Source organism: Spiroplasma endosymbiont of Ammophila pubescens (genome assembly GCF_964020965.1).
GTDB lineage: Bacteria > Bacillota_I > Bacilli_A > Mycoplasmatales > Mycoplasmataceae > Spiroplasma.
This window is the reverse complement of record NZ_OZ026611.1, coordinates 13,303-27,835: the sequence shown is the minus strand read 5'-3', so window position 1 is coordinate 27,835 and position 14,533 is coordinate 13,303. Positions and strand designations below refer to the sequence as shown.

Below are 14,533 nucleotides of genomic sequence, written 5' to 3'. Positions count from 1 at the left end.
CAATAAAATAATAGCATTCACTAGTGTAAGCTTTCTAATGTAAGATTCCAAGCTTGATATAATTGTTGTTCATTATGATAATGATAGACAATTATTGTTTTTGAATAACTAATTTTTTCATTACTATAATAGAAACTAAGATAACTTGTTGGATGATAAAAAAACATAATTTACGGAATTCAACATTTTAAAAAATAATAATGAAAACAAATATTATCAAAATAATATTCACTATATACATAATTAATTTTTGTTCGTAATTTTCTAGGATCTAAAACAATTTTGGAACTGTTGCAAAGATACGGGTTGTTAGTTAAAAACAAGATTATATCTTGTTTTTTCTTTTATGTATAGAAAATTTAATTTAAGGAGTTGAAATTATGCAAACAAAGCAATATTTTATTTTGCGGTCGTTAGTGAAAAAGTATGGAAAAGATATTGTTATTAATACTGTTAATAAGATAGTAACTAATAATTTAAAAGAAAATGAATAAATTATCCGCGTAATTTATTAGCGGTAATTTATTCAATATTGTTTATTTTTTAGCGTAGCGAACACGCGGAGCGTGTCACGCAAGCTAAATTTTTAGGAAGAATTAAATTATACCAGTATGGTTAACATGAATATTTAGTATTGTTATTATTTTAGGAATTCTTGCTTGAATTGGTTTATCGATTTATCAAAAAATTCGTCAAATTCGAGGTAAGAAAAAAGATAAAAAAGAAATTGAAAACAAGGAGGATAAAGAATAATGTTAGGTATGTATTTAACAACAGCTGTTAATTTTCTAGCTACAGATACTCCTACTATTTCAAGTGGAATGGATTCTATTTGAAGCAGTTTGGGACAAGCAATGATGAAAGTTAAAGATGCTGTTTATGCTGTGTTACCACAATTAATGACCTTTTTAGGTGATGCTTGAATTATTTTAATTCCATTTGGAATTTGAGTAATTATTAAAATATTAAACTTTTTCCATGTCATGGTTAAAGGCTTTTAATATTTATTATAACTGATCCATAGCTATTCATATATTTTGGCACACTAGCTTTTATGTGAGTTGATTAATTATAAACGTATAATTTTATATTTTAATAGCTATTAATTAAAACTAAGTAGTTATTTTCAGTGTGCCTTAATTTTTAATTTTATATATTTAACAATGTTTATTACAATACATATACATTATTTAAACATTTTATAGTAAAGGAGGATTAGAATGAAATTTATTAGTCCGTTGTCTTGGCCAGGTGAAAAAGCTAAACACTTTGATAAAATTAAAGCATTATTACCGGCTAAATTTGATAAATTTATAGATTTATTTTGTGGAGGTGCTTCCGTATATTGGTGGGAATAGTGCTAAATGAATTAAAAAAAACTGCTAAAATTTTAGATGGTATGTTTATATTTGATATATTTCATGCAATAAGAGAATTAAAGAATAATATATATTGTGGTAATCGTAGTAAAGAATCCTTTAAAAATTATTTACACACAAAGGAATTATTTTTACAAGGAAAATACGACGAATTTATAACTTTTTTAAAATCATTACAGAATGAAAGAATTAAATTAAGGTATTTTATTAATTTAAAAAATGTTATTTTAAATCAAAATAAAGAGTGAAATATTGGCGTATCTGCTGAAAGTGATGTTTCAAGAGTTGTAAAATCTTGTTTGGGATATGGGAATAAAACATTTTCATTTTCAACATTTAAAAATATTTTGGATTTAAAAATTATGAGATTTAATTTTAGTTAATTTAAAATAATTTAATTTTAGTTTTTAAACTATTTTTTAGTATGTTAAAATATGAAATTATTTTTTGTATTTTTATTTTTTTGTGTTATTATGTTTTTATAAAAGAAAAAATTTTCTTGTTTTTAAATAAATTAAATAATACCCATTTATATGCAACACTCTCATTAATATTATAAAATTTATTATTTGTAACAGATAAATTCACCATGCTATCATAACGATATTGCAATTTATAAAGATCTTTATCAATATCTTTATTATTATCAAATCATTCTTGTGCTTTTTCTTGGCAAACTGCTAATGTGTCAGAATTAAAATATTCAACAGTTGGCGAAGTTAATAAGTTATTTTCATCAGTTCCTTGTTTCTGAACAACATAGGCGATACAAGGTGGTCTATCATTGTCAACAATTGCCATAGGAATATTACCAATTTTTGTTAATGGGTTTCAAAAAGCTCAGCAACAAATAAAACCATACAAAAAAGGCACAAAGCAAATTAGCATATACTTAATTATTTGTAGTCAATTTTTTGCTATTTTTTCTTTTGCCTCTGTTCTGAAAACATTAATAAATCTTGGATTTTGTTTCATAATGTCATCCCTTAACTTTTTTACTGCCTATGATATATATCATATTAATTCTACACGAAAAAAGAAAAAATACTCACAAAAGTAAGTATTTTTTAATCAATAACAAATGGTAATAAAGCCATTTGACGAGCTCTTTTAATTGCTGTTGCTAACATTCTTTGATTTTTAGCAGTTGTTCCTGTTACTCGTTTTGGCAAAATTTGCCCATTACCAGAAATAAATTTTTTTAATAATTCAATATCTTTATAATCAATGTGTGTTATTTTATTTTTTGTAAAATAACATTGTTTTTTAAAACGTTTAAATTTTGGATTCATTTTCTTTTTCCTTTCTTTTTAATCTCATAAAATTGCATCATCGCCATCAAAAGTAATATTATTATCATCTTGTGGTTCTGGTTGTTCAAAAGTTGCGTTAGAAAAATCATTAGCAATTGGCATTGATGGACCACCAATGTTAGTAGCAGCAGTAGCACCTTTTGAATCTAAAAAAGAAACCATATCAGCAATTACTTGAACAATTGTTGTAACTTGACCATTAACATTATCACTTCTCGTTTGTAAACGTCCATCTAATGCAATTAATGATCCTTTTTTTAAATAACGGGCCATATTTTCTGCCGTTTTATTTCAAGCAAAGCAAGGAATAAACGAAGCTTGGTTATTAAAGTTATTATTTACTGCTAATGTAAAAGCAACAAATGGTTTACCATTAACAGAATTTTTTAATTCTAAATCACGGGTTAGTCTTCCTACTAATGAAACTCGATTTAACATAACTCTTGCACACTCCTAATTTTTTATTCTTTTGTTTCAGTTGATGCATTTTCTGATTTTGCTTCTTCACCTTCTGAACGTTGTTCATGACGTTTATAATCAGTTTTTTTATTCCCTGATCTACGATCACGGTCTGGTTTATCATTCTTAACTTCTGTTTTTGCATAAACAGTTGATTGAATATATCCTTTTTCTTTTTCTGTATTAATTACTAAAATTCGTAATACATCTTGTTCAATATTACTAATTCGAACAAATTCATCAATGTTTTCTGATGTTGTATTAACAATTAATACTCCATAATATCCTTTTGTTTTCTTATTAATTGGATATACTAAATCTTTAATTCCTCATTTTCCGTGTTCTTCTATTTTTCCCCCATTAGCTTCTAAAATTTGGTGTAATTTACTTTCTAATTCATCCAAATTAGTTGCTTCGGGATTTAATATATACATAATTTCATATTTACGCATTTTATTTTCCTCCTTTTGGTCTAGGTCCTATTCGGACAAGGAGTTAATAATTATAATTCAAGCATTATTAACTCGCCAATTATTATACCTTATATTTCCTTTAATTGTAAGCGTTATTTTAATAATTTTAATAATTTTAAATCATCAACATAAGTTAATTTAATGTTTTGTTTTTCACCATAAATTGTATGAATTTTTGTTTCTGGTGAAAATAACTCTACTAAATAACTATCATCATAAATTATTGTTCTATTTTTAGTTTGAAAATATCTGTCATAAACTTGATATAATAATCTTGCTTTAAAAACTTGTGGCGTCTGAATTGTAAAATATTCTTCTCGAGGTAATGTTTTTTCAATAAAATTATTTTTAACCTTTTTAAGGGTTTCAGTAATTGGTAAAATTGGAATTAGCATTTCATAATTTTTTTGTTGAAAAACTTGATTTAATTGATTAATAAAAGTTAAATTAGTAAAACAACGCACACCATCATGAATCATTATAATTTCATTACTAATTTTATGATTAATTAAACATTGATAAATCGTATCAACTCGTTCTATGCCGCCCATAATAAATTGGATATTTTTTGCTTGGTAATTTTTTTTCAATAAAAAAGTTAAAATTTCTTCATTAACACCAACAATAATTTCTGTACAAAGTGGATCACTTAAAAATAACATTAATGTTTGTTCAATAATAGTTTGTTTATTATCAAGTTGATATAGCAACTTATTGTCCTTCTGATTAAAACGTGATGACTTCCCAGCTGCCACAATAATTACCGTATAATTTTTCATTTATAAAATTTCAATTCCATTTTTCTTAACATATTCTAAAAAATCATCACTTCAAACCGAAACAATAACTTCACCAATATGTTGTTTTTCTAATAAAAATAAATCTAATTGTGACTTAAAAAGTCCGAACGAAAGTGTCACTGGTAAGTCATTTGTTGCTACTTTTGCATCATATTCTGTTCTTAATTTACTTGTTTCTTTTGTTACTGCTAATTGACTTTTTAAAACATCAGAATTAACAGTAGCAGCACAATAACCAATACAAATAGCTTTTTCTAACACAAAATCATAAACAAAAATTTTCGCATAGAGTTCCCAATTAAAAACATCTTGCGATTCACTAATTTCGATCGTATTATTAGTAATACTATTTTTTAAACCATAGAGGATTGTAGCACCATTTTCTCTTGTATAGCGATTCAAGCGTTCTTGATAACTTAATAATCGCATTGCTTTTTGTAATTCAATTTGACTTGTTCAATTTAATTTTTTCTTAAATTTCTTATTTAATTGCGGAAATTTTAATAATAAAATGTCTTCTACATCACTAACAATATTAGTTGCTTTATCAATTGTTTGCTTAATTTTTAATAATGTAATGTCTTTTTCTTCTAATAATAAATCAAATCCAATTTCGCTAAAACTTACTGCTTGGCTATTTGATTGCTTAATATCACGACGCAAAACCATTGCCGTTGTTAAAATTCCTTCGTTTTTTAACAATTCATATTGCTTAATTGCATTTCGTCGCCATTTATTGTGTGACTGTAATATTTCACCAACCAAATTAGTTGGTAAAATATCAAAATCAATTGGTCGTTCTGTCATTCGAAAATCATCATTAAACCCTTTTTCTTCTGTAGTAATTAAAGGTGCATCAACTTTTAATAAATTAAATTGAATAATAAAACGACGAACTAATTCACGTTTAATTAAACTAATTGCTTCTACTGTTTCACGTAATGTTAAAATTGAACTATAACCAATTTCAATACCAAATGCCATACAATCACCTATTTTCCTCTTGGTCGCATGTGGGGAAATAATAATACATCTTTAATTGAATCTTGTCCTGTTAATAACATAACTAGGCGATCAATTCCAATTCCTAAACCACCTGTTGGTGGCATTCCATATTCCAATGCTTCAATAAAATCAATATCTAATTCTTGTGCTTCATCATTACCATTATCACGTTCTGCTAATTGACTAACAAAACGCTCATATTGTTCAACTGGATTGTTTAATTCTGAATAAGCATTTGCATATTCACGCCCTTTAATAAATAATTCAAATCGATCAGTAAATCTTGGATCTTCTGCATTTGTTTTTGCCAATGGAGAAACTTCAACGGGATGACCATAAATAAATGTTGGTTGAATTAATTTATCTTCCACAAATTCTTCAAAAAACAAATTAATAATATGTCCAATAGAAGTATGAAATTTTTCAATTGGTAGTTTTTTTTCTTTTGCAATTTTCTTTGCTTCAGCAAAAGTCATTGGTTTTCAAAAATCAATTCCCACTAACTCTTTAATTGCATCAACCATATGTCAACGTTTTCATGGCTGTTTGAATAAAATCATTACTCCATCGTATTTTGTTTCATCTTTATTTAAAATGTTTTTTGTAATGTAACAGATAATATCCTCTGTTAATTGCATCATAAAATTCATATCTTGATATGCAACATAAATTTCAACTGTTGTAAACTCTGGATTATGGCGTGTATCCATTCCTTCATTTCTAAATAATCGTCCTATTTCATAAACTCCATCAAAGCCACCAACAATTAACCGTTTTAGAGGTAATTCTGTTGCTACTCGTAGATAAAAATTCATATCTAATGTATTATGATGAGTTATAAATGGTTTTGCCGCTGCGCCACCATGAATAGGCTGTAAAACAGGTGTTTCAACTTCTAAATATCCCTTACTATTAAAAAAATCTCGCATTAAAGCAATAATCTTACTACGCTTAATAAAAATATATTTTGTTTCCGCTGATGTAATTAAATCAACATAACGACGACGATATTTTTCTTCAATATCAGTCATTCCATGATATTTGTCAGGCAATGTACGCAATGCTTTTGCTAATAAAACAAATTCTTTAACTCGCACTGTTAATTCCCCAGTGTTTGTTTTCATCATTATTCCAGTAATTCCGATAATATCTCCTAAATCAAAATTAATAAATTCTTGATATTTTTCATCACCAACTTCATCATTTCGAACATAAATTTGAAAAATTCCATTTTGATCTTGTAACGTTACAAAACTAGCTTTTCCTGCTTCACGAAATGTTTTAATTCGACCCGCAATTTTAACTATTATATTATCACTACTTGTGGCTAATTCCTCTTTTGATAAATGATTAAATTGTTCATTAAGTTCTTTACTTGTATGTGTTCGGTCAAACTTAGCAATTACAAAAGGATTATGCCCATCGTTAACCATTTTTTTTAATTTATCACGTCTAATTTGCTCTTGTTCTGTAAAATTACGTTTCTTCATTTTAATTCTCCTTTTTACTATTTAGCAACACTAATATTACTATTATAATAGGCAATATGTTCATTAACAAGCATTTTTAACTCAAATATTGTATTTATTTGCGTTGCCTGAATTTTATAATTAGTAGCTTCTGGCTTTCCTTTAAAATAAAAGGCTAAATTTTTCCGCATTTCACTCGCTGCAATTCCTTCTCCCTTTAAAATTTGATAATAATTCTGCATGGCGGAAAATAATATTCCGCCATTCATCTAATGGCGGTTGCTCAATTTTTTCACCAGTATCTAAAAAATGTTGAATATGTTTAAATACTTATGGATTGCCTTGTGCTCCTCGTGCTAACATAATTGCATCACAACCAGTCTCTTTTAACATTCGTTTTGCATCTTCACAAGTAAAAACATCACCATTCCCAATTACTGGAATTGCAACATTTTCTTTTACTTTCCTAATTCAATTTCAATCAGCTTTTCCAGAATAAAATTGATTTCGTGTTCGAGCATGAACTGCAATTACTTGTGCTCCTGCTTGTTCACAATATTTTGCAATTTCAACACAATTAATATTCTCTTCATCTTAGCCAATTCGAATTTTAACAGTTACTGGTTTAGTAACATTTTCAATCACTGCTTTAACAACTTCATAAATGCGTTGAGAATGTTTTAATAAATATGACCCTGTTTGTGACTTAATTGCAATTTTTGGTGCAGGACAACCCATATTAATATCAATAATATCACAATCACTATGTTGATCAACATATTTTGCTACTGCAACAAAAGTTTCCATATCTGTTCCAAAAATTTGCATTGAAATTGGATGTTCTAATTTATTTACCTTAATCATTTGTAAAATTCGTTCATTTTTTTTGTAAAATTGCTTTATCACTAACCATTTCAGCATAAACCAATCCTGCTCCTAATTCATGACAAATAATTCGGAATGCTTAATTCGTAATTCCGGCCATTGATGCTAAAAAAACTTGCCCTTTGATTTCAATATTTCCAATTCTCATTTTTTTAATTCCTTCTTTAATTAACAGTCATTAGATAAATTTTAATCAAAAATAACAATAAATTCAATAAAAAAACTATTTTTAAGGCTAATTATTCCTTATTATAGTTCATATATGATATTACAAAAAAAGTTTCTCAAAAATGAGAAACAAAATATTATTTTCGGCCATGTGGTTTGTTGCAATCACATTCAAAAAATTTATGGTCACTGTTTGTACCTGAATATGAACATTGACAAGCATGGCAAGATAACCTACAATCTGTCATCTGAATTTCCTTCTTACAAAAATATTGCTTAATAAATATTACTTGTAAGTAAATAGTTAAACGATAGCTTCTTTTTAATTGTAACAAATTTCAATAATTCATTAAATATATTCTAAAATTATTTTATTATTTTAAAAAATATTTCTAATAATATTAATAAATAAATGTAAAACACATAATAGCGTTTTACAAATTAAGATCAATCAATTTCACTTGGTTTCTTTGGATATGTATTTTTCTTAATTTGGTCAATTAATCCATTACGAACATGAATAACTGTATTAGCAATATCGGCAATATTTGGGTTATGCGTAACAATAATAACCGTTGTTTTATATTTTTTATTAACATCAACTAAAATTTCAAGTACTTTTCGACCCATTTCTTCATCTAAAGCTCCTGTTGGTTCATCACCAAATAAAATATCTGGATTTTTTGCTAATGCTCTAGCAATTGAAACCCGTTGTTGTTGTCCTCCTGACATTTGGTGAGGATATTTGTTTATTTGTTCTTCCATTCCAATTGTCTCAAAAATATCTTTAATTGTCATATCCTTATTTTTGTTTTTACTTAAATTTTCCCCAACTTCAGCATTTTCTTTGGCAGTTAAATTAGTTAATAAATTATATTGTTGGAAAATAAAACCAACATTATCTCGTCTAAATTTTGTTAAATCAACATCTTTTAATAACGATAAGTTATAGCCAATAGCAAAAACATCACCACTTGAAACTTTATCTAAACCTGAAATAATGTTTAGTAATGTTGTTTTTCCTGATCCAGAAGGACCTAGAATAACAATAAAGTCTCCTTTTTCTAATTTTAAATTAATTCCTTTTAAAACTGGTGTTTCAACTTCCCCAGTAATATATGATTTTTTCACATTAACTAGTTCAATTACATATTTACTTGTATCTGGTTTACTATTTTTTGTTGAAATAATTTCCCCTTTTAGAATTCGTTTTGAATATAACTTTGTTTGTTTCTTTTGCTCTTTTAACTTTTGTTTAAATTCTTTAACGGCAGTATAATCAACTTTTTCTTTTGGTTCCTTGTCATTTGGTTTTTTTGCTTTAGCTTCTTTCCTATGTGGTTTTGTTTGGTCTGTACTAGGTACATCTTTAATTTCAGCCATCTTGTGTTATGCCTCCCCTTTAAATACTAAAATACATTTTACAATTATTTTTTATCATAATAATATCATAACAAAATTATTATAATTTTATCAACTTATTTAAGATATCTTGCCCTTATTCTTTAAGTAAACTTTTTAAATCACTTGCTCTAATATGATATTTTTTGCGGCAAAAATCACATGCAATTTCAATTTCACCATTATTTATTAAAATTTCATTAAGTTGCTCATCACCTAATAATTTTGCTGATTCTAAAGCTTTTTCGTATGAGCAACTACATTCAAATTTAACTTCATCAACTTCTAACACTTTGGCTTTTTGATCAATAAGTTTAAAAATATTAATTAAATTATCTTCAGCAATTAATTTATGACTAATGTTTTCTATATTTTCAATTTTTTCTTCTAAATAGTCAATATCTTCTTCTTTATGTTCTGGTAACAACTGTGCAAAAAAACCAACTGCTTTTGCAATTGTATTATCTTCATTCATTTTAATTGAACATGCAATAACTGATTTAATTTGTTCACTTTGTGCTAAATAATAAGTAAAATCTAAATTAATTTCACCAGAAATTAATTGAATTTGACCTGAGAAACTTTCTTTCATTCCTAAATCTTTCATTACGCGTAAATAACCATTTGTACCAACTACTTGGGAAATAACATTATGTTCACGATCAATTTCATCAACATCAAATTGTGGATTAGCACAAAATCCTCGTACTTTATGACCAGTATATTCTGCCATAATCGTTCCAATTGGACCATTTCCATTAATAATACTTGTCATTTTATCAGTTGCATTTTTCATATCACTACCAATTAAAATAGTGACTAGAACAACTCTTGACAACACAATTGTTGCAAGTGGATTAGTTGCATGTAATTTAATAATATCGTTTAATGATTTAGTTGCATCAACAACTGTCATTTTAACATTATGAACATTACTAATTGCTTTCGTTACTTTGTTCATTCCTTTAAACTCCTTTATAAATTTCTTTCCTTTGCAATTATAGTATAATCATCGTTAAAAGTAAAACAAAAAGTAGACTTAATTAGTCTACTTCTTATTTGGATCATTATTTTTATCATCTTCTGGGTGATCTTTTTTTCGTTCTTTTGGTTTAACTTCTAAAATTTCACCTTTTGCTTCTTTTTCTTTATGCTTTGCTGCACGTTCTTTTTCATGAATTACTTTATCAGGTAATTTATGATATTTATCAATATATTCAATTTGTTCTGCCGTAATTGTTTCTAATATTTTTAAACTTTCAGCAATTAAATCTAATAAACTACGATTTTCAGAAATTAATGCTTTTGCTGTTACATAACAATCATCTAAAATTTTACGAACTTCAGTATCAATTTTAGCCGCAATATCTTCTGAATAACGTTTTCTTGTTCCAGTATATTCATCTTTTGGTGATTCAAATTGAACTAATCCTAAAGAACTCATTCCATATTCAGTAACCATATGACGTGCAATATTAGTTGCTTTTTCTAAATCATCATGTGCTCCTGTTGTTATTTTTGTTTTTCCAAAAATAATCTCTTCTGATGCACGCCCACCTAAATAACCAGTAATTGTCGCATATAAGTTCTCTTTACTATGAAACATTGTTTCTTCTTTTGGTGTCATAATTGTATAACCACCTGCTTGTCCACGTGGAATAATAGTAACTTTTTGAACTTTGCTAGCTGCTTCTAAACGTAAACCAATTAGAGCATGACCAGCTTCATGATAAGAAACAATATTTTTATCCATTACTGAATATTTACGTGATTCTTTTGCTGGTCCCCCAACAACACGATCAATCGCTTCATCAATAATATTAACAGTAATAATTTTTAAATTCTTACGAACACATAAAATTGCTGCTTCATTTAAAACATTCTCTAATTGAGCTCCAGAAAATCCTGGCGTTCTTTCCGCGATTCGTCTAAAATCAACCTCTGTTGAAACTGCTTTATTTCGAGCATGTAATTTTAAAATTGCTTCTCGTTCATTAATATCTGGTAATGAAATTTGAATTTGGCGGTCAAAACGCCCCGGTCTTAATAAGGCAGAGTCTAATACATCAACTCGGTTTGTTGCTGCCATAACAATAACTCCCGTATTAGTTCCAAAACCATCCATTTCAACTAATAACTGGTTCAATGTTTGTTCATTAGCACCACTCCCAATTGAAACAGTTCTTTTTCGACCAACAGCATCAATTTCATCAATAAAAATGATACATGGTGCAGCTTTTTTAGCTGCAATAAACATTTCACGAATTCTTGAAGCACCAACTCCAACAAACATTTCTTCAAATTCAGAACCTGAAATTGAAAAGAATGGAACACCAGCTTCTCCAGCAACAGCTTTTGCTAATAAAGTTTTTCCTGTACCTGGTGGTCCTTCCATTAGAACTCCTTTTGGAGCACGAGCACCCATACTTGAATATTTCTGTGGATTCTTCAAATAATCAACTAACTCAACTAACTCTGTTTTTTCTTCATTAATTCCTGCAACATCAGAAAATTTAACAGTGGATTGAATTTGACGTGCTTTATTTTTTCCCATTGAAAAAGGATTAGCACCTGACATCCCACCAGACATTTTTGATAAACGAGCAATCATAAAGACAGCGATTCCCATTATTAATAATCATGGTACTAATTGTATTAACATCGCTTGTCACATTGGAACAAACTCACGGTCAACTGAAACAAAACCACCTTTTAATTTATTTTTAAAATTTTCATCCCATGTATTTGTTGGTATTTCGTTCTTGTAAGTATAAGCTCTAAAACCTTCACGGTTTCATTCCGAACTATAGCGAACAGTTTTGATAACATCACCCTCAGAATATCGAATTACTCCTTCCATAACTACAGTATTTTTACCAACATTAGTCTTAATAGTAATTTCATCAATATTTTGATTGTTATACTTTTGAGTATTACCAATTTTTTGCATATCTCCTTCGCTAATTTTGGTAATATCTGATTTTGTTCATAATACAATTGTTAAAATAATCAAACCAATAAAAATTAACGAACTTATAATTGCAAATCACATTCTTTTTTTATTCATAATTATTTCCTCTCTATTAAGACTTTTAAAATTAATCTTTTTCGGTCATTTGAAACAATGACCAAATTCTAGATTATTTTATCATAAAAAAAAATAAATTGTATTTTTCCGCTAAAGTATTATTAATAAATTTATTAATTTTTAAATCAACTAAATTATTCACATAAATAAGGTTATTATCCTTATCTAATACAAAATAACTTTTTCGTGCTAAAAGCGATACTTTATTTTTGATAAATCAACGTTTTAAACTCATCTTATTAATCATTGCATTTCTTAGCAAAGATAAATCGTTGGTAATTGTGATTGGTCATTGTGCTGCTGCTATCGTAAAATCATACTTATTTTTAGTTACCCAATTAATAATATTTTCTTTTCATTTTATTGGTAATCCAGTTGTTGGTGTTATTTGAATTGTTGTTAATTCTAAAAGTTCATTATTAACAATTTCAACATTATCATATGATTTAATTAAAGAATATCTTAAATTAATTTTAAGAATAATATTTGGTTTTAAACTTTTTAATTCCTTAATTATTTCATCTAAAAACTTTCTTTTTTTATTCCTAATTAAATAAACAACCTTATTAATTTTAAAATAATTAAAAATAATAATTTTTTGCAACTGAATATTATTAAGAGCATTAAAACTAGTAACATTAATTTGCCCAAAATTTTCAATCAAATAATTTTTTGCAACTAACTTTAATTGTTCATTTTCCTTATTTTTTTCCTCAATTTCTAATAACATATCTTGTAAATTAATATCCTGAATTTCATTACGAATAATATTTCGATTATAAATCGCTAAGATATTAGTTGAATCAATTGCATAATTAATTTGCTGATGAAATAAATATTCAATAATTTCTTCTCTTGATATTTCTAACATAATCCGCAATATTTTTAGTTTTTTGTTAAACAATTGAGAATAATAATAACTAGTTTTATTTAGACCATAATATTCAACAATCCCATTTCGTTGTTTTTGCAAAATATATGTTTCAATATGATCAGTCAAATTATGGGCAATTAGAACACCCTGGCAACAATATTTTTCACTAATTTGTAAAAAAAAATCATATCGTATGCTACGAGCAACTGCTTGAAAATTATGAGAATTAGTCTGATACTGTTCATAGTCTTTCGCTGTCACTTTTTTTACATAGACCTTAATATTTCGTTTTTGGCAATATTCAACAACAATTTGTTCATCATAGTCACTATATTTTCGCTTCTGGTAATTTACCAAACATACAATGAAATTATTAATATCTAACTCTGAATTATTATAAATATTGTCAAGTAAAAACATACTATCCGGACCACCAGACACCCCGATAACATATTTTTCATTCTGTTTTAAAAGTTTAGTTTCCATTTCTATCACCTATTTTCGAAATAATTTTAAAACTTGTTCTGTATAATGATAATTCTTATTATGAACAATAATTGGTTTTTCAACAATAAGGCCTGCCCCACTTTGAAAACGAGCTTCAATTAAAACATTATTTGCTTCACTTTCTACAAAAGGATGAATAAATTGTAGTCGCTTAATATTAAAACCATACTTAATTAATAATGCAGTAATTTCTAATAATCTTGTTGTACGATGAATAATCGCAAAATACCCTCGATTTGCAACTAATTTCTTAGCAGCAAAAATAATCTCTTCTAATGTGACATCTGTTTCATGGCGTGCTAGAATTAATAATTTATTTTTTTCATTTAATTTTGCTCCATCAACTTTAAAAAACGGCGGATTGCAGACAATTAAATCATATTTAAAATTAGCATTAGTTTTAACATATTCATTAATATCATTATGAATAATTTTAATCTGTTCAATTTTATGATTTAATGCAACATTTTCCTCTGCTAATTGTACAGCTTCTTTTTGCAATTCAATGCCAGTAATTGGTGCTGAAGTTAAAGTTGATAAAATTAACGGAATTGCCGCATTATTAGTACCAATATCTAAAATATTTTTTATTTTTGTATTTAATGTTGCAAAACGAGCCAGTAGGACTGTATCCAATGAAAAATTAAACATATCAGTTCGTTGGTTAATTTTAATTCCCTCATAATCTAATAAATCATTTAAAACTTTCACT

Annotated in this window: 16 protein-coding genes and 1 pseudogene; 4 read left to right on the top strand and 13 right to left on the bottom strand. The window is 27.0% G+C overall.

Annotation, left to right across the window (positions count from 1 at the left end; translation table 4 throughout):
- The first annotated feature begins 603 nt into the window (after positions 1–603).
- The 4 genes from ABNT63_RS00150 (at position 604) to ABNT63_RS00135 (ending at position 1,762) form a co-directional block, all read left to right on the top strand.
- Positions 604–753 (top strand): hypothetical protein, encoded by a 150-nt coding sequence (locus ABNT63_RS00150; RefSeq protein WP_348735186.1) that lies wholly within the window; start codon positions 604–606, stop codon positions 751–753.
- A complete protein-coding gene (locus tag ABNT63_RS00145) occupies positions 753–1,001 on the top strand; it encodes a hypothetical protein (protein ID WP_348735887.1) in 249 nt (82 codons plus the stop codon). Before ABNT63_RS00150 ends, ABNT63_RS00145 begins: the two co-directional genes overlap by 1 nt.
- Before the next feature lie 219 nt (positions 1,002–1,220).
- A complete protein-coding gene (locus ABNT63_RS00140; protein WP_348735886.1) occupies positions 1,221–1,358 on the top strand; it encodes a DNA adenine methylase in 138 nt (45 codons plus the stop codon).
- Complete coding sequence (locus tag ABNT63_RS00135; RefSeq protein ID WP_348735885.1) at positions 1,358–1,762, top strand: hypothetical protein; 405 nt, start codon at positions 1,358–1,360, stop codon at positions 1,760–1,762. Before ABNT63_RS00140 ends, ABNT63_RS00135 begins: the two co-directional genes overlap by 1 nt.
- Before the next feature lie 88 nt (positions 1,763–1,850).
- Here ABNT63_RS00135 and ABNT63_RS00130 read toward each other — a convergent pair whose 3' ends face one another.
- From ABNT63_RS00130 to ABNT63_RS00065, 13 genes and pseudogenes are all read right to left on the bottom strand, one after another.
- A complete protein-coding gene (locus ABNT63_RS00130) occupies positions 1,851–2,354 on the bottom strand; it encodes a hypothetical protein (RefSeq protein WP_348735884.1) in 504 nt (167 codons plus the stop codon).
- A 92-nt stretch (positions 2,355–2,446) separates the two neighbouring features.
- Positions 2,447–2,671, bottom strand: a complete 225-nt coding sequence (gene rpsR, locus ABNT63_RS00125) for a 30S ribosomal protein S18 (RefSeq protein ID WP_126820611.1) — start codon at positions 2,669–2,671, stop codon at positions 2,447–2,449.
- 18 nt (positions 2,672–2,689) lie between these two features.
- Positions 2,690–3,130 carry a single-stranded DNA-binding protein gene (locus ABNT63_RS00120; protein WP_348735883.1) on the bottom strand — a complete coding sequence of 147 codons (441 nt, stop codon included), beginning with the start codon at positions 3,128–3,130 and terminating at the stop codon, positions 2,690–2,692.
- A gap of 23 nt (positions 3,131–3,153) precedes the next feature.
- Positions 3,154–3,603 carry a 30S ribosomal protein S6 gene (rpsF, locus tag ABNT63_RS00115; RefSeq protein WP_348735881.1) on the bottom strand — a complete coding sequence of 150 codons (450 nt, stop codon included), beginning with the start codon at positions 3,601–3,603 and terminating at the stop codon, positions 3,154–3,156.
- Between the two features lie 113 nt (positions 3,604–3,716).
- A complete protein-coding gene (locus ABNT63_RS00110; RefSeq protein ID WP_348735880.1) occupies positions 3,717–4,403 on the bottom strand; it encodes an IspD/TarI family cytidylyltransferase in 687 nt (228 codons plus the stop codon).
- Positions 4,404–5,408 carry an asparagine synthetase AsnA gene (locus ABNT63_RS00105; RefSeq protein WP_348735879.1) on the bottom strand — a complete coding sequence of 335 codons (1,005 nt, stop codon included), beginning with the start codon at positions 5,406–5,408 and terminating at the stop codon, positions 4,404–4,406.
- Positions 5,409–5,416: 8 nt separating this feature from the next.
- On the bottom strand, positions 5,417–6,919 hold the full coding sequence (lysS, locus tag ABNT63_RS00100; protein ID WP_348735878.1) for a lysine--tRNA ligase: 1,503 nt from the start codon (positions 6,917–6,919) through the stop codon (positions 5,417–5,419).
- A 17-nt stretch (positions 6,920–6,936) separates the two neighbouring features.
- Positions 6,937–7,931, bottom strand: a pseudogene (dusB, locus tag ABNT63_RS11325) (tRNA dihydrouridine synthase DusB).
- A gap of 461 nt (positions 7,932–8,392) precedes the next feature.
- Positions 8,393–9,334, bottom strand: coding sequence for an ABC transporter ATP-binding protein (locus ABNT63_RS00085; protein WP_348735876.1), 942 nt, complete (start codon positions 9,332–9,334; stop codon positions 8,393–8,395).
- Between the two features lie 115 nt (positions 9,335–9,449).
- Complete coding sequence (locus tag ABNT63_RS00080; RefSeq protein ID WP_348735875.1) at positions 9,450–10,313, bottom strand: Hsp33 family molecular chaperone HslO; 864 nt, start codon at positions 10,311–10,313, stop codon at positions 9,450–9,452.
- A gap of 87 nt (positions 10,314–10,400) precedes the next feature.
- Complete coding sequence (gene ftsH, locus ABNT63_RS00075) at positions 10,401–12,419, bottom strand: ATP-dependent zinc metalloprotease FtsH (RefSeq protein WP_348735874.1); 2,019 nt, start codon at positions 12,417–12,419, stop codon at positions 10,401–10,403.
- Positions 12,420–12,492: 73 nt separating this feature from the next.
- Complete coding sequence (gene tilS / locus ABNT63_RS00070; RefSeq protein ID WP_348735873.1) at positions 12,493–13,800, bottom strand: tRNA lysidine(34) synthetase TilS; 1,308 nt, start codon at positions 13,798–13,800, stop codon at positions 12,493–12,495.
- Between the two features lie 9 nt (positions 13,801–13,809).
- On the bottom strand, positions 13,810–14,532 hold the full coding sequence (locus ABNT63_RS00065) for a tRNA1(Val) (adenine(37)-N6)-methyltransferase (RefSeq protein ID WP_348735872.1): 723 nt from the start codon (positions 14,530–14,532) through the stop codon (positions 13,810–13,812).
- Position 14,533 lies beyond the last annotated feature (1 nt).